Source organism: Streptomyces sp. NPDC058664 (assembly GCF_042716635.1).
Lineage (GTDB): Bacteria > Actinomycetota > Actinomycetes > Streptomycetales > Streptomycetaceae > Streptomyces.
The window spans coordinates 89,298-108,505 of record NZ_JBHXRW010000016.1; the positions used below are offsets into that span (position 1 = coordinate 89,298).

19 protein-coding genes and 1 pseudogene are annotated in these 19,208 nt (G+C 67.3%); 5 read left to right on the plus strand and 15 right to left on the minus strand.

Annotated elements, in window-relative coordinates; all coding sequences use genetic code 11:
* Positions 1 to 187: 187 nt before the first annotated feature.
* From ACFWUY_RS15605 to ACFWUY_RS15625, 5 genes are all read right to left on the minus strand, one after another.
* Entirely contained in the window at positions 188 to 733 is a 546-nt protein-coding gene (locus ACFWUY_RS15605) for a transglycosylase SLT domain-containing protein (RefSeq protein ID WP_384107581.1), read from the minus strand.
* A 41-nt stretch (positions 734 to 774) separates the two neighbouring features.
* The gene (locus ACFWUY_RS15610; RefSeq protein ID WP_384107583.1) at positions 775 to 1,161 is read right to left on the minus strand and encodes a M23 family metallopeptidase; all 387 of its coding nucleotides are present in this window, start codon (positions 1,159 to 1,161) and stop codon (positions 775 to 777) included.
* Between the two features lie 132 nt (positions 1,162 to 1,293).
* A complete protein-coding gene (locus tag ACFWUY_RS15615) occupies positions 1,294 to 3,009 on the minus strand; it encodes a hypothetical protein (RefSeq protein WP_384107585.1) in 1,716 nt (571 codons plus the stop codon).
* A gap of 146 nt (positions 3,010 to 3,155) precedes the next feature.
* A complete protein-coding gene (locus ACFWUY_RS15620; protein ID WP_384107587.1) occupies positions 3,156 to 5,084 on the minus strand; it encodes a hypothetical protein in 1,929 nt (642 codons plus the stop codon).
* A complete protein-coding gene (locus tag ACFWUY_RS15625; RefSeq protein WP_384107589.1) occupies positions 5,084 to 5,323 on the minus strand; it encodes a hypothetical protein in 240 nt (79 codons plus the stop codon). Before ACFWUY_RS15625 ends, ACFWUY_RS15620 begins: the two co-directional genes overlap by 1 nt.
* Before the next feature lie 186 nt (positions 5,324 to 5,509).
* Here ACFWUY_RS15625 and ACFWUY_RS15630 point away from each other — a divergent pair, with 186 nt between their 5' ends.
* Positions 5,510 to 6,259 carry a hypothetical protein gene (locus ACFWUY_RS15630; protein ID WP_384107591.1) on the plus strand — a complete coding sequence of 250 codons (750 nt, stop codon included), beginning with the start codon at positions 5,510 to 5,512 and terminating at the stop codon, positions 6,257 to 6,259.
* Here ACFWUY_RS15630 and ACFWUY_RS15635 read toward each other — a convergent pair.
* Complete coding sequence (locus ACFWUY_RS15635) at positions 6,256 to 6,858, minus strand: bifunctional DNA primase/polymerase (protein ID WP_384107593.1); 603 nt, start codon at positions 6,856 to 6,858, stop codon at positions 6,256 to 6,258. The genes ACFWUY_RS15630 and ACFWUY_RS15635 overlap by 4 nt on opposite strands.
* Before the next feature lie 486 nt (positions 6,859 to 7,344).
* On the opposite strand from ACFWUY_RS15635, the gene ACFWUY_RS15640 reads away from it, so the two are divergent.
* Positions 7,345 to 7,554, plus strand: coding sequence for a hypothetical protein (locus tag ACFWUY_RS15640; protein ID WP_384107595.1), 210 nt, complete (start codon positions 7,345 to 7,347; stop codon positions 7,552 to 7,554).
* 53 nt (positions 7,555 to 7,607) lie between these two features.
* Here the strand turns inward: ACFWUY_RS15640 and ACFWUY_RS15645 are convergent, their stop codons facing one another.
* Genes ACFWUY_RS15645 through ACFWUY_RS15655 form a run of 3 tightly spaced genes read right to left on the minus strand, consistent with a single transcriptional unit; the run spans position 7,608 to position 8,810 of the window.
* Complete coding sequence (locus tag ACFWUY_RS15645; RefSeq protein WP_384107597.1) at positions 7,608 to 7,949, minus strand: hypothetical protein; 342 nt, start codon at positions 7,947 to 7,949, stop codon at positions 7,608 to 7,610.
* Between the two features lie 13 nt (positions 7,950 to 7,962).
* Entirely contained in the window at positions 7,963 to 8,187 is a 225-nt protein-coding gene (locus ACFWUY_RS15650; RefSeq protein WP_384107599.1) for a hypothetical protein, read from the minus strand.
* Entirely contained in the window at positions 8,184 to 8,810 is a 627-nt protein-coding gene (locus ACFWUY_RS15655; protein WP_384107601.1) for a hypothetical protein, read from the minus strand. The genes ACFWUY_RS15650 and ACFWUY_RS15655 overlap by 4 nt, the downstream gene beginning before the upstream one ends.
* Positions 8,811 to 8,944: 134 nt before the next feature.
* On the opposite strand from ACFWUY_RS15655, the gene ACFWUY_RS15660 reads away from it, so the two are divergent.
* Entirely contained in the window at positions 8,945 to 9,553 is a 609-nt protein-coding gene (locus ACFWUY_RS15660) for a hypothetical protein (RefSeq protein WP_384107603.1), read from the plus strand.
* A 19-nt stretch (positions 9,554 to 9,572) separates the two neighbouring features.
* On the opposite strand, the gene ACFWUY_RS15665 is transcribed toward ACFWUY_RS15660, so the two are convergent.
* The 5 genes and pseudogenes from ACFWUY_RS15665 to ACFWUY_RS15685 all read right to left on the minus strand — a co-directional run bounded on the left by ACFWUY_RS15665 (position 9,573) and on the right by ACFWUY_RS15685 (position 16,365).
* Positions 9,573 to 10,448 carry an IS5 family transposase gene (locus ACFWUY_RS15665; RefSeq protein WP_384107605.1) on the minus strand — a complete coding sequence of 292 codons (876 nt, stop codon included), beginning with the start codon at positions 10,446 to 10,448 and terminating at the stop codon, positions 9,573 to 9,575.
* Positions 10,449 to 11,670: 1,222 nt separating this feature from the next.
* Positions 11,671 to 12,252, minus strand: coding sequence for a hypothetical protein (locus ACFWUY_RS15670; protein WP_384107607.1), 582 nt, complete (start codon positions 12,250 to 12,252; stop codon positions 11,671 to 11,673).
* 140 nt (positions 12,253 to 12,392) lie between these two features.
* The gene (locus tag ACFWUY_RS15675) at positions 12,393 to 13,946 is read right to left on the minus strand and encodes a recombinase family protein (RefSeq protein ID WP_384107609.1); all 1,554 of its coding nucleotides are present in this window, start codon (positions 13,944 to 13,946) and stop codon (positions 12,393 to 12,395) included.
* Between the two features lie 53 nt (positions 13,947 to 13,999).
* Positions 14,000 to 14,683 (minus strand): annotated as a pseudogene (locus ACFWUY_RS15680) (AMP-binding protein); the annotation flags it as partial.
* Positions 14,680 to 16,365 (minus strand): AMP-binding protein, encoded by a 1,686-nt coding sequence (locus ACFWUY_RS15685; protein ID WP_384107611.1) that lies wholly within the window; start codon positions 16,363 to 16,365, stop codon positions 14,680 to 14,682. The gene ACFWUY_RS15685 and the pseudogene ACFWUY_RS15680, both read right to left, overlap by 4 nt.
* Positions 16,366 to 16,495: 130 nt before the next feature.
* Between ACFWUY_RS15685 and ACFWUY_RS15690 the strand changes: the two genes are divergently transcribed.
* On the plus strand, positions 16,496 to 17,311 hold the full coding sequence (locus tag ACFWUY_RS15690; RefSeq protein WP_384107613.1) for a response regulator transcription factor: 816 nt from the start codon (positions 16,496 to 16,498) through the stop codon (positions 17,309 to 17,311).
* A gap of 47 nt (positions 17,312 to 17,358) precedes the next feature.
* Here the strand turns inward: ACFWUY_RS15690 and ACFWUY_RS15695 are convergent, their stop codons facing one another.
* Positions 17,359 to 18,483 carry a winged helix DNA-binding domain-containing protein gene (locus tag ACFWUY_RS15695; RefSeq protein WP_384107615.1) on the minus strand — a complete coding sequence of 375 codons (1,125 nt, stop codon included), beginning with the start codon at positions 18,481 to 18,483 and terminating at the stop codon, positions 17,359 to 17,361.
* Between the two features lie 125 nt (positions 18,484 to 18,608).
* On the opposite strand from ACFWUY_RS15695, the gene ACFWUY_RS15700 reads away from it, so the two are divergent.
* Positions 18,609 to 19,184 (plus strand): TIGR03086 family metal-binding protein, encoded by a 576-nt coding sequence (locus tag ACFWUY_RS15700; RefSeq protein ID WP_384107617.1) that lies wholly within the window; start codon positions 18,609 to 18,611, stop codon positions 19,182 to 19,184.
* The last annotated feature ends 24 nt before the right edge of the window (positions 19,185 to 19,208 follow it).

Here is a 19,208-nt window from a genome sequence, read left to right on the forward strand (position 1 = left end):
CCGTGCTCTGGGGTGCAGTACTTCTTCAGCCGACCCACTCCAGTCGTCTGCGGCACATCGGCGCCGTAGTGCCCGCAGGTCGTCGGCTGAGCCTTGATCGGTGTCGTGGTGTCCATGGTGCTGCCTTTCGAAGTAGGGGGCGCCCCGCGTCTCTGTGTCGGATCCGCGGGGCGCGTGAGGGTGTTCGTTAGCTGTTGCGGCCGTAGGTGAGTGCGGACGCCATGCCGGCATCGTGGTATTCGATTCGGGTGTCGACGATGTCCATCAGCTCTCTGTCTCCGACGTAGACATGCACCGCCTTGATTTCTGGGGTTGCGTTGCCTCGTCCACCGCCGGCCTGGACCGACGCCGCCTGGCGGACCATGGCCGTTGAATCGCTGTGGCTGTACACCTGCGTGGGGTGGAGGAAGCGGACCAGTTCCGGCCCGCGCTCGCCGACCCACGCCAGCTCACCGATGCCAGGGAATCCACCGTCGGCGTAGCCGCCTGGACGGTTGCAGGCCGTCGGGAGCGATCCGTAGCGACCCATGGCGTAGCGCATCGAGCTGTACACGTTCGCCAGTGGATTCGTGCTGACGCCGTGGAGCTTCGGGCCGACGCCGCGCATGTGGCTGGCCCACGCCTCAAAGGTGGGCTTGATGACCTGCATCAGGCCTACCGACGGCGTGCCGTTCTTCGCGTTGATGTCCCAGTCGTTGACGGCATTGGGGTTACCGCCGCTCTCCTGGTTCATCCGTCGGAGCGTCAGGTCCGCGTACTGCGCAGGGTTGCCAGTCATCCGGAGCGCCTGGAGCACGACACCCCTCCAGCGCTCGACACCGGATCCGCCTCCGCCACCGCCCGCCCCGTCAGGAACGGCACGGGGTCGACGGAGACGCCGTTCTTCCGCGCCTCCAGGTGGAGGTGAGGACCGGTGACGTTGCCGGTGTCGCCGACGCGTCCGATCGTCTCGCCCTGGCCGACGGCCTTGCCGATCGACGTCAGGGTGTCCGACATGTGCGCGTAGAGCGACGCCAAGCCTCCGCCGTGATTGATCATCACGTGGTTGCCGTAGGGGCCACCGCTCTGCGCCATGGCGACGCGACCGCCGGCAACGGCGCGGATAGCCGTGCCGATAGCGGCTGGGAAGTCGAGCCCGGTGTGTCGGCCGGAGCTCCACATCGAACCGCGCTGCCCGAACGGGGTGCCGAACGGCGCGTTGACGGGGCGGAGTCACGCCCCGCTTCCTCCGCCGCTCTCGCCTCCCCCGAAGCCGAGGAAGTCGAGTGCCTTGTCCTTCGGACCGTCGAGCATCTAGCCCGGGAGCTTTGCGATTTCACGCGACCAGGGGTTCGTCAGAATGCTTTTCAGTTGGTCGGTGATCAGGCCGCGAGCCTTGCTGAAGACGTCAAGAGGATTCGAGAAGAGGTCCCCTACGTCGCCAGCCTTTTCCTTCAGCCATCCGACGATGCCGCCTTCGGCGTAGCCACCCTGGAAGGTGCTGAGCGACTGGCCGTTCATGGCGGCGCGGTTTACTGCGTGGAGTCGAGCGCGCTCGTAGGGGTCGCGCATCGCTTCGGATACGTAGACGCCTTCGCCACGCCGCATGGGGACGAGCTGGTCGTCTCCCTGCCTCCACGTCGACTGCCCTGGGAGGATGCCGCCTCGCGCGAACCCCTTCAGGTCTAGCTTCTTCAGCGGGTCAACGCCCGTGATATCCGCTACGCGATTCCAGAGGGGCACAATCGCCGCGTTGTATACGTGGTCCACAATGAACTTCACGGGCTTCTTCGCGATACCCGAGATCTGATCCCATGCCTTTTTGATGGAATCCTTGCCGAATCCGAAGGAGTCCGCGACGGACTTCATGGCCGACTTGATGTTGTCGAAAGCGGGCTTAATGGCTACGTCGTACAGCCATTCCGCCTTGTCACCAATCCACGTGAACACGGGACGGAGAACCTTTTCCCACACCCACGTGGCCATGCTGGCGACGGCCTTCAGGTTGTCTATGAACTGCCGGAACGCAGGCTTAACAGCGTGCTCCCACATCCACATCGCGGCGTCGCCGATCCAGCGGAACACGGGCCTTAGGACGGTCTCCCACAGCCACTTACCTATCTCGCCCAGGAGCTTAAAGGCCAGGTAGATCGGGGTGAGGACGCCGACGACAACGATCGTGAACAGGATCTTTGCCGCCTCCCAGATGAACCGGAAGATGGGCTGGATAATTACGTCCCACAGCCATACGACGATGTCGGCGACCTGCTTAATCGCCCACCAAATGCCCTCGAATACCGGCTTCAGGACGTTGTCCCACAGCCACGACGCAACCGTTGCGATGCCCTTCGCGGCGTTGTCGACCGCGGTTCGGAACCAATCCCAGTTGTTGTAGGCGTAGATCACGGCTGCGACGAGGAGACCGACAACGAGCATGATCGCCCGGATGATGGGGACAATTCCCGTGGCACTGAGCGCCAGAGCCCAGCCGCCCGTGACGATCTGCGCCGTCAGCACAACGGCCGAGTAGATGCCCATCGCAACGCCGAACGCGGCCATTCCGACCACAATGGCCTTGTTTACCGCCCAGATTCCCCACAACGCGATGACGAGTTCCGGCACATTCGTTGCGAGCCATGAAATGGAATTGAACAACGGCGTCACAACAACCATCAACGCCGTCGAAACGGGGCTCAACGTCTGCGCTGTGGCAATCAACGCCGTCAGAACACTTCCAACGAGTGCCCCAACACTAGGTGCACTTTCCTTCACATAATCAAGGAACTTCTCAAAACCGGGCGATCCCTTAAGACTTGTGCCCCATCTTGCGAAGCGCTCCGTTATCTTGTCGGATCTCGACGCAATTCCGTCCATCTTAGGAAGGAAGGCGTCAATGACCCCCGCCACGCCCTTCAGGACATTCCCGAAAGCCACGCCGAATCCGACGATCGCCGGCTCCACGTTGTCCGCGAGATCCTTCTTGAACTCCTGCCAGAACGGCGTCTTCAGTCCGGCCGACGTCTTGTCCATCAGCGTCTGAATCGCGCTCGAAGCGCCGATGAGCCTTTTCCAACCTGAAGCACCTGCCAGTCGGAGGACCCTGCGGCAGCTCCCCGGAGGCGCCAGTCAACTAGTGAAGACCTGGCCAGGAGCCCGTGCTGGACTCGGGTAGCCGATCAACGACAGTCCGCTGACCAGTGCGGATGCCAGGTTGGAAAAGGCTCAATGACTAGCGGAGTGAGACCAGGAAGAGAGGCCTTCGCACCGTCGACACCCCGGGTAAAGATCGGGAGGACGTGGGGCTGAAGGGACTCCGACCACTCCTTGAAGGCCGTCTTGAGTCCGCGCGGGCCTGCAATGGAGTCGTACAGGTCGCGCTGTGCCGGCGTCAGCTTGGCAAGTGCGCGCTCGTACTCCTGCTGCTTCGTGAGTGCCGTAGACGTCGCAGAGGCAGTCGACATGCGCGCAGCCGCTACACCGCGCTCCGCGGAGGCGATGGCTTCAGCCGCCGCTACCTGCACGTTGGAGGCGTTCTCCACGGAGTCCGCCACCCGTCGCTGTGCGTCGGCCAGGTCGCGGGCGATCTGTTCCTGGACCCGGCCGGCGTCCGCCTGCGCATCCTTGACGGCGTCAGTCTGGTCTTTGATCTTCTGCTGAGATTCGGCCACTCGCTCCTGAGCGTTGACGACCTCGTCGGAGGCTTCCGCGGAGACCTTCGCCTGGTCAAGGATCTCAAAGCGAAGGTTCTTGATCTCCTCGCGCTGACGCTTGAGAGCGTGCTCCGCCTCGTCGGCCGCGAGCTGCGCGCGCTCACGCTGAAGAGCCGTCGCCTTCGGGTCCTTCATGACCCGCGCGAGCTCTTCCTGAGCCTCCTTGACGCGGAGGACAGAGTCACGCTCGTCGAGGGAGGCATCCTCCAGTCGAGCGGAGAGCTCCCGGCGCTGCTTCTCCAGCTCTTCGCGCTGCTTTGCCAGCTCCTCCGAGACCTTCCGGTGAGCCGCAGCGAGATCCTCCTCCGCCTTCAGTGCGTCACGCTTGGCGTCAGTGAGGGAGCGCTCAGCGCGTTCGACGGACTCGGCAGCCTGACGACGCTGGTCAGCGGCTCGGATCCCGACCTGCGCAAGGGCCCGCTCTGCGTCTTCGATCGCCCGGTTGGACTGGACGACCTGCCGCTCTGCGTTGCGGTGAGCCGTCGCCAGGGAGGCCTGCGCGCCGGCGAGCTGGAGCGCCTGCGATACGGCCTGCGACGCTGCTCGCGCCGTTGCGGCGGACCCCCGGAGAGACGCGTTTGCGGCATCCTCCTGCGCGGCCGTCTGCGCCTTCAGCGCCTCCCCGACACCCTTAATTGCCGGCACGGCCGCGAGACCGAAGGCTCCGATACCTGCGCCGGCTGCCGTCGCCATGGCGACCACGGAACCGAGACCCGCGGCAATCACGGGACCGAAGGGGATGGCAAGGAGAGCAGCCATCTGGATTCCGAGCGCCATCAGAGACGCGCGGGCGCCGCTTGTGTCGACGTGGACGTCAAGGTCGATATCGGCAGCGTCGACGGCCGCGATCTCAGCCCGGAGCTCCGCGAGCGCCGCGCGAGCCGTAGCCGTGTCGGCGCGAACGGCGATGTTCGGGTGCGACGCTCCGAGACGCTGGAGTTCGGCGTCGATGCGTCGGACCTCCGCCTCCGCAGCCTCCGTTGAGACGTCGATGCCGATGCGCTTGTTGGAGAGCGTCTCCATGCGGGCGCGGAGGCGGGCAAGGTCGGCGTCGACACCGGTGTCACCGAGGCGAACGTCCAGACGGGGCATCGTCCGGAAGGCTGCTTCAAGCTTCGTCCGCAGGCTGCGCGCGAAGGCGCCACCCGTGTCCGAACCCTGCCGGCTCGCCTGACGCTGCGCTGCCTGCCCGCCAGCCTGGACCGCCTGCGGGAGGGCTGCCGAGACCCGACGGGCGATCTCGTCGCTCATCCGGTCACCGATGATCCGTCCGGCCTCGTCGCCAACCCGCTGTGCGGCGGGGATGACGATTCGCTCCATGCGGCGGTTGAAGTTCGGAGAAATCGGCACCACATCGACGCCGACAGTGCCCACAATGTCGTGGTCGACGGCCATCAGACGATCTCCGTCGACTGTGCGCGCCCGTTCAGCACGGCGTCCAGGGTGAACATCTGCCGGGACTCCCACTCAACCCGGGGCGACCACGGGGCCCGCGCGAGCGTGAGGGCGTACTCCGCCCACATCCGGCAGAGAGTGGAGCAATACGGGTCGATGACGATGTCTCCCGTGGTCGTCATCGTCGGCATCGGCGCGTTCGCGCAGTTCGGCCGTAGGCACTTGGTTGGGTCAGTCATGGGGGTACCTCTCGCTGTGGGCATGCGAAAGGCCCCCAGCGAGACGCTGGGGGCCTTCGGGTTGTGGGCAGTCAGGCTGTACTGCACTGGCGGCACTTCGGTGCAGGGTCTCGTCCGCCCCTGCCACCTCCCGTAGTTGGTCCGTCCAGTGCGCGGGCTGCCACCGGATTCGCTAGATTGCGCTGCATGTTGACGTGGGATCTTGGGGAACGACTCGTCGGTTGTCGGCCAAAGCGAACGCACCTCGACGCGCTACAGGCGACTGCCAGCGCAGGCATTTCCAGTCCGGTCATCAAGTGGACTGCATGGGGCAAAGATTTTGAGGCCGCGCACGCATCCCTGGACGACATCGCGACTCTGGTGGGTCAGCGACCCATCAAGCAGCTTGAGCTTCAGGTCAGCGATGCAACTACGCCACACAGTCCGGTTGCTACGGTGACATTTGGGGACCGTAGGGGACGTGGCAGGCAGTTCTTTCTAGGCGTCTTCATGACGTATGACCGCAGTTGGGACACACGCCTTCAGGTTCGCCACTCGACGCGCACGACGGCCGAAGACAAGCTGCATCAGCTCGCTCTCGTTCTCCGACGCACCCAAGTTCTGTGGAAGTACACCAAGCTCATCACCCTCGTAAGCATGTTGTGGCAAACAGCGTTTCTCTGGATGCTTCTGCGCTGGGTTGGGACTTGGGACTTCCCATCGCCTGCTGATGCCGTCGCGTTCGTCCTGACAGCGGCAGTGGTCCTGTCCATCCCGCACATGGCGGCCGACGTCCTACTCTCGTTCAGAGTTCAAGTGGCACCAGCCCCAACAGGCTGGTGGAACCAACTGGTCTCTAACCCCAACCTGAACACCGCCCTTGGCGCCGTCTTCGGTCTACTGAGCCTCATCGTTGCTGTCGCGGTGGCCATCAAGGAGTTCGCAGGCGGGAGCTAGCGAGCCGTCAGCTTGGAAACCACCGCGGAGAGGTCCGCGAGGATGGACGGGGCATTGCCGTGTCGGCGGCCCGTCATTGCGATGTAGCGGCCGGTCCCGTAGATCTCCACGGCCGTACCGTCGGGGCGTCGGATGCGGCGCCCCTGTCGGAGGTCGGCGCGGCCCCAGATGTGCAGCCCGTCACCGGACGGGGAGACCTCTACGTAGGTGGTCCCCGCGTCGCGGAGGACGGCTGCTGCCCACGGCGCCAGACGGCCAGTGAGCGGGTTGAGGCAGTGGTCCAGGTCGATACAGACGATGTCGTCCTCGTCGGAGAGGACAAAGCCAAGACCGACGCCGGCCGTCGAAGCGGCGGCGCTCGTGTGCGCGCTCCACGTTGCGGAGTCCGTCGAGGAGGCCGCCATGCCGGCGACGGTCAACGGGCGCTTGTCCGCAGCGCGTCGAACCCACCTGTCGCGGGTCTTCAGCTCAATGGGAGTCGCATCCTTCTTCGCCGCACGGTGCGCCGCCATGCGGCAACGGGTGGAACAGAACCGCGCGCGGTGTGAGTGTCGCGCCCCCAACTTCTCCGGGCACCACTCGCAGGTAGGTGTGTTCATGGGTCCAGTCTAGCGCGGCGCGTTACGGTAATCCATAGGCTGACCTGTGCTTATTCGGAACGGCATCTGGCCGGATCGCTGTACGCCCGCCTGCCGTTTCAGGGGTCAGATCAGTCCGGCCGGCACCCGTTCGGCGCCCCAACGGGCTCCTGCGGGCGCCTCGGCCGGATCCTCCAGACCCGCACAGACAGGGAGGACCAGCACCTTTACGGTCTGGCCGTCTGCCCGTAGGGGGTCACCCGCCTACCCCGCTGAACTAACGCCCCTTGCAACGTTGTTGCTCTTCCTGTACATTCGACGTCGCGTGTATCGGATGGAAACCTTCGCGCGCGCAATTTTTCCCGAAAGGACGCACTGAGTGTATTTGGCCTCGCCGCAATGGCGCAGGCCCAGGAGCTGCCACGTCGGCTCCTAGCTGGAGACTTCACCCCTAGGTGAGGTGTGTCTCCATGCAATACGCGTCAGTGACACTCGGGAGGAAACAGCGTGACGTCCAGCGGCACCACTATCTGCGCGCACCCGGTTCGCGACATCATCATCGTGATGCTCGTCGGTGTGGTGGCGGGCCTTCTGTCTTTTATCGTCGTCACCGAACTTGGTGGCACTGCTCTCGATGGCCTCACCAAGGCCGGAACCGCGTGCCTCGCGGTTACTGGTGCGGGTCTCATCGTGCTCCAGTACCTCAAGCGCAACTAACGTCTTCGCGAGGGGCGACCCAGTCGGGTTGCCCCTCCGACGTGTCAACCTACTCACCGCTCCATGGTGTAGCCGTTCTCGACGAACGGGTTGCGGTTGCCGGTCGGCACAGGCTCCTTCACGGGACGTCGGCCGTCCTCGTCGAGGCCGTGGCGCCCGCGGTACAGCGCAGCGCCGGCGCTGACGCCTCGTCCGCCGCTACCGACGTCGGATCCGCGGGGGCCACCGGAGCGGTAGACAGGTGCGGGCGGCTCTGGCGTGCCGAAGGCTTCGAGGAACGCCACAGCGTCCGCCTGGAGCTCTTCGGGGGTCTCTCCGCGCAGGAACGCGCACATGGGCGGGGTCAGCCCGTGCGCCTCGCCGGCCGCGAGCTGTTCGGGGGCGGGGTCGTTCATGGTTGGCACCTCTCTACTTCAGGGTCAGGTCGGGGGCACGCTCGTGGCCGTGTCGTACAGGCTCCGGAGGCGTGGGGATGATCCGCTCACGCGGGGTGTAGTCGATGACGGAGTCGTCGGCAACGCCGCAGTCCACGACGTCTTCCGCCTCCAGCTCGTCAAAGCTCGTCGGCACCCACACGTTAGGGAGGCCTGCGATGTAGACGAGATACGGAACGTCGTAGTGCCCTGACGTCATGGCCCGCATGATGTCCTCAGGGACACCGTCGGGCGTGATGCCCGCCGCCTCGAAGTAGCCCTTCTCCCGCAGCTGCTGAAGCCGCTGTCCATCGCCCAGTGGGCGGAGAATGTCGAACTGCGCCTGGCGGATGTTGCGGAGCGTCCCGAGCATGTCTGTGAGCGTCTTCCACGCCGCAGGCGCCTTGCCGCCACGCTGGATAGCTTCCTCCGCGGACCGGGCGCCGTTCTCAGGTCGGCGGCCGGCTTCTTCACCTCACCGAGGAACTCCGTCAGCCGCTTGCCGAGCGCTTCGAGGGCCGTCTCCGCGCCGTCGGTCGTCCGGAGGTGCTCCAGGTGGTATCGGAGGCTGGTGATGCCCTCGCTGAGCCCCAACACCTCTGACTCTGCCTCCAGGGCACCCCTGTAGGCGTCGGCTGCTCGCTGGCCGATGTCGTCGGGGAATTCGGCGCCGGCACGCATCGCCGTCACTGCCTCGTCGAACACCTTGCGGCGGGCAAGGTCGGGGCTCAGGACGTCGCCCAGTGCCCTTCGGTGCTCCTCCAGCCTGCGTAGCTGTGTCTCCGCGTGGACGACATCGGGAACGGCGCTCCAGGCCGCACGGAACTCGGGGTTGTTGCTCATCAGTACCTCTCACACATGCAAAAACCGCTTACCGGTCGGCAAGCGGCTGGAAGGGGGCTAGGGCCTGTTGTGAAAGTGCTCGTCGCTTACGAACGCGGATGCTGGCCGATGTCGGTGTATGGCAAGGTACCCGCATGTCCAACGGTGTCTCCTACCCCGTCTTCCGAACGTCCGACTCGGCGGCGGCCCTCGCCACAGCGCGTCAACTGCTCGCGCTGGGCGAGCGAGAGTACGCCCAGGTGTCAGTGGATGTGGAGCTCTGCACGGTCGCGGAGGTGATGGAACTGCGTCGGGTGCTACCGGACTCCTGGTTCCGCACCGAGAACGAAGAGTTCTGGGCGAGAAATCTCGATACGCAGACGGTCTTGCGCTGCGACTGGCACGCCACCGAGCTTTCCGCGGACACGGATAGCATCGCTCTCTTACTCCCGCTCTGGGCATCGATGGTGGACCAGCCTGTCGGTGGCGTCGAGGACGCCTTCGCCGCCTTGGTGGGTACGAGATACGGCGTGATCCGCTGGGACCAGATGATCTGGCCGGCGGTGCCAGAGCACGGGTACGAAGGCCGCGTCGAGCACGACGGGGTCACCCTGGTCTTCAACTGCGACGATGCCGGAGCCGACCGGCAGGTCGGGACCCACACGGTATGCGTCGACGTCCATGAAACCCGGGACTCGCAGAAGTACACTGCCCGGCTGGCCGAGCAGATCGGCCAGGCGGTCATCGGCCCGCCGTATCGTTAGGGCTGCGTGAAGGTGCCGGTCACAACCATTCGTTGATGGCTGCGACCAGCACGGTCGCTTCGAAACGGACGGCGAGTTTGTCGTACCTGTTGGCGACAGCCCGGTGGCGCTTGAGGCGGTTGATCCCGCACTCGACCGCGTGCCGCTGCTTGTAGTCGTCCTTGTCGAACTTCGGCGGCCGACCTCCGAAGGAGCCGCGCTTGAGCCGGTTGCGGACCCGGTCCGCAGGCACCGGAATCGTTGCCTTGATCCCGCGTCTGCGCAGGTAGGAGCGGTTGTTGCGGGAGTCGTACGCCTTGTCGGCCCGGACCCGGTCCGGTCGCTTGCGCGGCCTGCCGGTCCCGAGTCGCGGCACCCGGATCGCCTCCAGGACCGGCTCGAATTGCGGGGAATCACCCCGCTGCCCGGCCGTGATCACAACCGACAGCGGCTTCTGTCCCTGCTCGACGGCGAGGTGGATTTTGCTGGTCAGCCCGCCGCGGGAGCGTCCGAGGCCGTGGTCGGCCGGCTCGGCGAAGATGCCGCCGGGCGGTTCCTTCTGGAGGTCCCCCCTTTTCACCGCTCCGGCGGCGTGCTGATGGGCCCGGCAGACGGTGGAGTCGACGTTCACTTCCCAGGTGATCAGGCCCTTCGCGTCCGCCTCGGCCTGGAGCTGGGAGAGGATCCTTGCCCAGATACCACCACGTTGCCATCGCCGAAAGAGGTCGTAGACGCGATCCCACGGGCCGTACCTCTCAGGCACGTCCCGCCACGGGGCGCCAGTCCGGGTCCGCCACCGTATGCCGTCTATCAACTGTCGCCGAGTCCACACCGGCGGACGGCCCGGCTTGATGCCCTCCGGCAGCAACGGCTCAAGCCGGGTCCACTGGTCATTCGTCAGATTCCCACGTCCCACGGGAAGCGATCATTCACGACCAAGATCCACTTTCACAACAGACCCTAGGCGGCCTCGTAGACGCCTAGCTCAAGGGAATAGGCGTGCGCTCTATGCGTGCCTCACGCTTGCGCGCAGGCGCTTCGGTGGCCGTCGTGCGGTATCGGATGCGCTCCGCCTCGTTGCGGCACGATCGACAAGTGAGCTTCAGGCCTGAAGCGTTGCGTGGCTCGCGGTGATAGTAGGCCGTCGTGCGTGGGAGGGTCTCGCCACATCCACGGCACGGCTCCACAAACGGCGTGGGGACATCTAGGTCTCTGGTACATGTCGCTAGGGCTCCTGGTTCTGGCTACCTGTCTACTTGCGGGCCACGAAAACGGCCGCCCAAGTGGGCGGCACATGAGGAAAGTTCGTCGCCCCTGCGACGGAGCGCGCCACCGCTCACGAAGGAGAGCGTGGCGCGAATGGCGGCCCGACATCGCAGGGGCGGATGCGCCGCCAGAGAGGCGGGAGGCGGCGCAGTTAAAGAGGGAACCAGGAGCCATGCCAGTCGCCGGCGTCCGTGGAGCTCCCTCTAAGTCAGTTATCGGGCGGAAAGAAACTTCCCCTTACTAGAGTTATGTGGGGCACGTTTGGGCGTGTTGGGCTTTTCACGGCATGTCGCCCAATACGGTTACAAAACCGTTACATTCATCCCGAAATGTGGGACGGAATCGGAAATTGCACATCCTATCCATGTACGCCACGCTGCGTAACCGGCGCCCGAGACGTCAAGCGCGGGCCGCTCAGGACCACTGAAGCCAGAAACGCCCCCGTGTGCCTCCCTAAGCCCATCGCGACCCGGAGTGGCCCTTGGTTTTTGCCTGGCGGGCCCACTGGAGCCCTCAGTGGCCCTTCACGGGCTTTCCCGGGCCTCTCTTGCTCCGCCGCCTCCCCGTCCGCCCGCGCTCTCGACGTCGAAGCGGCCTCCGGGTCAGGCCGGGGCCCAAAAGGCCAAACCAAAGGCCTTTTCTACTTTCTCCTTAACGCGTTAGAGAGAAAGTAGAAGTAGGAGCCAGAAACGACCCTTTGACCCCTCAGCAAGCCAAAAGCGCAGGTCAGCGCCATGGTAAACCTGGCGGAGTCTGGCCCAGTCCGACCCGAGCGGAGGACGAGAACGCCAGCCGACGTCAACCCACGGTTGCCTGAAACGCCAGCGAGCGACCTCCCGTCGGATGGGAGGCCGCTCGCTGATTACTGAGTGTTACGCGACAAGCGGGGCGCTCATCGCCGTCCCCGCTCGCGTCACGGCCACGCAGTCGAGGCAGACGCTCGTCGTCCAGGTGTCGCCGACGAGGTGCGGCTTCGCCCCGTCCTCCAGGCAGTGCCCGCACGTGTCGTCGATCGGGTAGGTGAAGAGCTCCTGGAGGTCCATGCAGAGCATGTCAGCCTGGCGGGCCTCCATCGCGAGCACCACACTGGCGATGCTGCCCAAGTAGTTGTCCAGCACCACGGCCCCCTCGTACTGGCGGACGTCGTAGTCCATGCCGACGGCGATCCGGGCAGGGATCCTCAGGCGGTCCGCGACATCGCTCGCGAAGGCCGTCGTCTCGTCAAGCGCCTCCGGCGACGAGACATCGCCAATGACCAAGATGGCGTCCTCCGTGATCCCGCCGGCGATGCAAGAGGGGTGGGCGAAGAGCTGGACGCCCTCCAAGACGCCGACGGGGGCCATCTGACCCCACTCGTCGCCACAGACGGCGCGGGCCACGCCGTCGCGTTGCGCGGGGGTGAGGGTGGCGACGTCGATACGGGGGGAGAGAGGGCGTGCACAGGTGTCGTACATTGGTGTCTCCTCTGTTGAGGACACAGCTCCGGGTCTTCCGCCAAGTTGATGCCGGAGCTGTGCCATGTTCGCCGCGCGGTTGCGCAGGCGGTGCTTCATGTGACGTGATGCGTCAGAGGTACCGCTGCCTGGAGGGTTTCTCAGACCTCGTCCACGGCAGCCCATCGGATTTCGACGCGCTCGTCCCCATTGAAGGGGCCGCGCGTTCCCACCCGCTTGACCCGAATCCGGTCGATCGCCAGGCGTAGCAACTCCCGCCGCATCGGCAGGTCAGCGGTCTCCCACGCTTCCCGGGCTGTTTTCTCCTCCAGAAGAAACGTGATGTCGACCGCGGACTCACCTCCGACGCCTTTGAGGAGTTCCCGAGCCTCAGCCATCTCCCGGTTGCAGTCTTCCCACGCAGGCTCGAAGAAGCGGGCAGCCGGGCCCTCGTAGAGCCCCTTGCGCCGGTCTCGAAGCAACCGCTCCATCTGGGCTTCGGCAGCCTTCAACGACGCACGCGCTTCTTCTATCTCCGCCGTCTCCTCCGGCTGTGTCAGAGCGCCCCAGCGCTGCGCGACGATGCCAAGAAGCGGATCTTCCGGCTCGGAGCATGTCAGGTAGTCCAGCCAGCGCTGGACTACGTAGCGCTCAAGCGCCGGCCCGTAGGCAGAGGCGGGAGCCGCGCATCGTCGCCCGCCCTGCGCGGACATGCAGGTGTAGGAGCGGCTCATGCGTGGCATTGCCCGCCCGCAACTGGCGCACTCACCTAGGTCTGTCAAAAGGTGATGCCGCTTCCCCCGTGCCGCACCTGCCGCCTTCGCGTCGGGCTTGGCGTGCCCCGCCAGCGCTCTGGCTGCTGCCTCACGCTGCGCGTCGCTGATGAGCGTCACGCCGACCTTCACCCGCCGCCCACGGCTGTCTGTGAAGATGCTCCCGGGGCCGTTGCTGAGCTTTACTACCTGCCATCCGCTGTACGCAGGGTTCTGCACGATCCGATAGATCGTGTTGTGATTCCATCCTGGACGCCCCATCGGGCCAGGGATCCCGTCTTTGTCCAGAAGTTGTGCGATCTGACGGAGACTGTTTCCTTCGCAAGCGAGCTTGAAGATGCGTCGCGCGATGGTGGCCTTAGTCCCCTTCTTCGGGTGTTCCGGGTGGGCGTGTGTCCTGTCTTCGACGAGCTTTCGATGTTCGTCGGCCACAAGCCCGTAGGGGACCCTGCCCGACACCCATTCCCCGTTTTCACGCTGGTTGGCCTTCGTGTCGGACACTCGCTTGGAAATGCGCTCCGACTCTTCCCGCGCGTCCTCTGCTTTCCACATGATCATGCGGCGGTGGTTGGGATCCGACGAATCCAACCCGTCTTCCCCGAAGATGATCCGGCCGCCGTTCAGGTTCTCCAGCGTGGAGAGGACGGCAAGGGCTCCCTTCCGGTCAAAACGGTCCAGCTTGTAGCACCACAGCGTTTTGATCTCACCGGACGCCAGGGCCAGGAGTGCCTTTGTGTAGTCCGGGCGCTTGATGTCCTTCGACGCACTAAGCTTATCCGTCCAGATCTTCCGGACCGTGAGGCCGTTCCACTCTCCCCACTGTCGGCCTCTGGTCTCCTGCATCGCTGGAGACAGGTCTCCGCGGCGCCCCGCCACTTTGGTGGACTTGCGGGTGTAGATGTCCATTAGCTGCTCGGGTGGCAGCTCCTCCCCGTCGGTCACACACGTCAGTATGCGGCCCCGGGACTCGATTGCATAGGTGGTCACGTATCCAAGCAGTGGTAGAAGGGCACCGGGACGCAGATCCGGTCCCGTTCGGTGTAGGCGATCATCTCGCCGACGAAGTAACCGTTGTTGAGGATGTTGTGGTGGGAGAGGGTGGCCCCCTTGGGGAAGCCCGTCGTCCCCGAGGTGTACTGGATGGTGACGGGTTCGTCGCACGAGAGCGGTTCCGGGCGCAGCTCTCCGGGCGTACGGGCCAGGAACGCGTCCCAACCCTCGTCCCCGAAGTAGACGGCCTCGCGCAACTCAGGACACTCGGACCGCACGTGCTCGACCATCGCCCGGTAGTCGCTCGTCTTGTGCGCGAGCGAGGCGAAGAGCAGGGTGACCCCCGCCTGGTTCAGTACGTACGCCAACTCGTGCGCCCGGTAGGCCGGGTTGATGGTGACCATGACGGCGCCGACGCGGGCGGTGGCGTACTGGACGAGGACCCACTCGGCGCAGTTCACCGCCCAGACGCCGACCCGGTCGCCCTTGCGGACCCCGCTGCCGAGCAGGGCCCCGGCGAGCCGGTCGACGTCCGCGCCGAACCGGGCGTACGTCCAGCGGCGTCCGGTGGCGACGTCGACGAGCGCCTCCCGGTCGGGCCACGCGGCGACCGCCCGGTCGAGGTTGGCGCCGATGGTGCCCCCGAGGAGGGTGGTGGTGGACGCCCCGTGGGCGTAGGACAGGGTCATCCGAGCTCTCCCTCGACGTATTCCTTGCCGCCGCCCTCGGCGGTCAGCCGGCGCAGCTCCACGCGCCGGATCTTGCCCGAGACGGTCTTGGGCAGGTCGGCGAACTCGATGCGCCGGATCCGCTTGTACGGGGCGAGGACCGCGCGCGCGTGGGCGAACAGGGCCTTCGCGGTCTCCTCGCCGGGCTCCCAGCCCGCCGCGAGGACGACGTACGCCTTGGGGACGGCGAGGCGCAGCGGGTCGGGGGCGGGGACGACGGCCGCCTCGGCGACGGCCTCGTGCTCCAGGAGGGCGCTCTCCAGCTCGAAGGGGCTGATCTTGTAGTCGGAGGCCTTGAAGACGTCGTCCGCGCGCCCGATGTACGTGATGTAGCCGTCCGCGTCCCGGGAGCCGATGTCACCCGTGCGGTAGTAGCCGCCGGCCATCGCCTCCGCCGTCTTCTCCGGGTCTCCGTGGTAGCCGGTCATCAGGCCCACCGGGTTGGCGGACAGGTCGAGGCAGATCTCGCCCTCGTCCACGTCCGGCCGGCCGCTGACGGGGTCGACGAGGGTGACCCGGAAGCCGGGGCTCGGACGCCCCATGGACCCCTCCTTGAGCCGCTGGCCCGGGCTGTTGGAGACCTGGACGGCGGTCTCGGTCTGCCCGAAGCCGTCCCGGACGGTGACGCCCCAGGCGCGCCGCACCGACTCGATGACCTCGGGGTTCAGCGGTTCGCCGGCGGCGACGACCTCGCGCGGCGGGGTCGTCAGCCGGCTCAGGTCGGCCTGGATCAGCATCCGCCACACGGTCGGAGGGGCGCAGAAGCTGGTGACGCCGTTGCGTTCCATCTCGCTCATCAGCCGGGCCGGGTCGAAGCGCGTGTAGTTGTGGATGAAGACGGTCGCCTCCGCGTTCCACGGGGCGAAGAGGTTGGACCAGGCGTGCTTGGCCCAGCCCGGCGAGGAGATGTTGAGGTGCACGTCGCCGGGCCTGAGGCCGATCCAGTACATCGTCGAGAGGTGCCCGACCGGGTACGAGGTGTGGGTGTGCTCGACCAGTTTGGGCCGGGCGGTGGTGCCGGAGGTGAAGTAGAGCATCAGGGTGTCGTCGGCGAGGGTGACCCCGTCGGGCTCGAACACGTCGGACGCGTGGTCGGCGTGCTCGTACCCCAGCCAGTTCACCCCGTCGCCGCCGACCGCGATCCGGGTGTACGCGCCAGGCACGTCGTCGAACTTGGCGGTGTCCTCTGCGCGGACGATCACATGACGGGCGCGGCCCCGGTCGACGCGGTCGCGCAGGTCGGCGGGGCCGAGGAGCGGGGTGGCGGGGATGACGACGGCGCGCAGCTTCATCGCGGCGAGCACGGTCTCCCACAGTTCGGCCTGGTTGCCGAGCATCACGATGATCCGGTCCCCCGCGCGGACGCCCTGGGCGCGCAGCCAGTTCGCGACCCGGTGGGAGCGGGCGGACATCGCGGCGAACGACACCTTCGTCTCGGAGCCGTCCTCCTCGACGAGGTGGAGCGCGGTCCGGTCGTTGCCCTCCGCGATGACGTCGAACCAGTCGAGCGCCCAGTTGAACCGGTCGGACCGGGGCCAGGCGAAGCCCTCGTAGGCCGTCTCGTAGTCCTCGCGGTGCTGGAGCAGGAAGTCCCGGGCGGCCCGGAACCTCTCCGTCGCGCCGGTCGCACTCGTAGCCGTCATACGTCCTCCTCGTCGCGGGACCGACGCCCTCCTCGTTGCGGGACCGGTCCCTGACATCGTGTAATCGGTGACCCAGGTCTCACTACCCCCGTTCGGGGGTGAACCAGCCGGCCGACGAGGGGAGACAGCGGTGCCCGAGCACGCCGGATCGGTGGAACTGCGCGGCGCGCTGGTGCGGCTGCGGCGCGCCACCGGCCTTCCGGTCGTCTTCGGCGGACTGCTGCACGACGGGCGCGTGCTGCGGATCGCCGAGCTGAACGGGGCGGTGACCCCGGCCCTCCACGGACTCACGATCCCGGCCGGCTCGGGTCTGGGCGGGAAGTGCCTGGCCCTGTCGCGGCCGTGCGCGGTGACGGACTACCGCTCGGCCCGGCACATCACGCACGAGTACGACGGTCCGGTCTCGGCGGAGGGCCTGCGCTCGGTGGTCGCGGTGCCCGTCGTCGTACGGCGGAAGGTGCGCGGAGTGCTGTACGGGGCGCTGCGCGACGTGGTGCCGATCGGTGAGCGGGTCTTCGACGCGGCGGTCGCGGCGGCCCGGGACGTGGAGCAGGCGCTCGCCGTACGGGACGACGTCGGCCTGCTGCTCGCGCCGCCGTCCTCCGGACCGTCCTGGGAGGAGGTCCGGCAGGCGTACGGGGAACTGCGCGAGCTGGCGCCCCGGGTCGCCGACCCGGAACTGCGGGAACGGCTCCTCGCGGTCTGCGGGCGCCTGGAGACGGCCTCCGGCTCCACCGTCCCCGTCCCGGGGCCTGCCCTGACGCCACGCGAGACGGACGTCCTGGCGGCGGTGGCCTCGGGGGCGACGAACGCGACGGCGGCCACCCGGCTCGGGCTGCGCCCGGAGACGGTGAAGGGCTATCTGCGCTCGGCGATGCGGAAGCTGGGGGCGCACACGCGGATGGAGGCGGTGGTGGCGGCGCGGAGGGCGGGCGCGCTGCCGTGAGACCGACCGGCCCGGCAGGTCGGTCCGGGGCGGTCCGGTCGGCCCGGTCAGTCCTCGGGTGCGCTGAAGAGGATCTCGTACGGAACGCCCTGCGGGGCCATGGTCCGTAGGGTCCGCTCGGCCTCGGCCGTGAGCTCCGCCCGCACGGCCCGGCCCGGGGCCGCGAAGGGCTCGATCGTCATCGTGGTGCGCTCCTTGGACTCGTCCAGACGCCAGAGCCCGGCGAGGAAGCCGTCGACGAGGAACACCCGGTGGGCCTGGTTGCCCGTCCAGGTGCGGGAGCGGTACTCGGCGCCGACGACACGGGTGCGGTCGGCGTGCGAGAGGAGCAGGTTGTCGAACTCGGGGAGGAAACGGGCCGGGGCGGGGGTGTCCTCGTCGGGCCGGGGCGCGTCGGGGAGGTCGAAGAGCTCGGTGCCGCGCGCGTCCTGGAAGACGAGGAGCCGGGGCCGCAGCCGCTCGAACGCCTCACCGAGCCGGGTCAGGCCGCACCAGGTCCGCATGTCCTTGACGGAGGCGGGCCCGAAGGCCCCGAGGTAGCGCAGCACGGTCTCGTCGAGGTCGGCGGCCCGGTCCGCGGCGTCCTGGAACCACGTTCCTGTGGTGGTGAGCGCGACCTGCCCGCCGCGCCCCCAGAGACCGCGCGGGGTGACCTGGACCAGGGGCAGGAGGCAGCGGGCGGCGACGGAGAGGGACTGCGGGTCGGCGTCGGGCCACTCCTTGAGGAGCTCCTCGCGCAGCTCCTTGGGGGTACGGGGCCGCTCCTCGACGAGCGCGCGGGAGAGGGCGGCGAGCCGGTCGAGGTCGACGCCGTCGAGCCCTCCGCGCGAGACGAAGAGGGCGAGCTCCCGGTCGATGGCCCCGGGCTGCACGAGCCCGCGCAGGGCGACCGCGTCCCGCGCGGTGTGGGTGTGCACGGTGGAACGCATGGTCACGATGCGGGCGACGGCCCGGGACTCCATCAGCGCGGACAGCTGCTCGGGCCGGAACCCGTCGAGGCGGGCGGCGAGCGCGTAGTACGGGGGCTTGGGGTTCTGCGCCTGGAGGCCGAGGAGGTGGCCGACGGCCTCCGTGACGCCCATCGGGGCGGGGCTCAGAAGCAGCTGGCGGGCCAGGGTGGCGCGGTTCAGGGCGCGAGGACCGAGCACGGGGTGGGTCGTCTTGAGGGCCATGGGGGAACGCTACTCGGGCATGCGGGGCGATGAGTTTCGGATGGCCCGACGGTCTGTCCTGCATGGACAACACCCCACGGGACAACACCTCACGGGACAGCGCTTCACAGGGCAACGCTTCACGCATGGAGCCGATCGACCTGGAGGCGGCCGCCGAACGCGTCGCCCGCCTCGCGGAGCGCATCGACGACGAGCGGCTCGACGACCCGACGCCCTGCCCCGAGTACGCGGTGCGGGAGCTGCTCGCCCATCTCGCCGGGCTCAGCGTCGCCTTTCGCGACGCGGCCCGCAAACGGTCCGGGCCGACGACCGACACTCCGCCGGGCTCGTCCCGTCCGGTGCTGGCGGACGACTGGCGGACGGCCCTGCCGAAGGCGCTGGACGAGCTGGCCGCCGCCTGGCGGGAGCCGGGCGCCTGGGAGGGGGACACGCGGGCGGGCGGGGTCGAACTGCCGGCCGCCGTCATGGGCAGGGTCGCGCTCGACGAGCTGCTGATCCACGGCTGGGACCTGGCGCGGGCGAGCGGCCAGGAGTACGAGGTGGGCGAGCAGGAGCTGAGGGTCTCCGAGGCCCTGCTGACTCCGGCCGGCGACTCCTCCGACGAGGGCTTCTTCGGCCCCGTCGTCGCGGTGCCGGACGACGCGCCCCTGCTGGACCGCGTGATCGGCCTCAGCGGCCGCCGTCCCGACTGGCGCCCGTAGGCGCCCGGCCTCGTCGACGAAGTG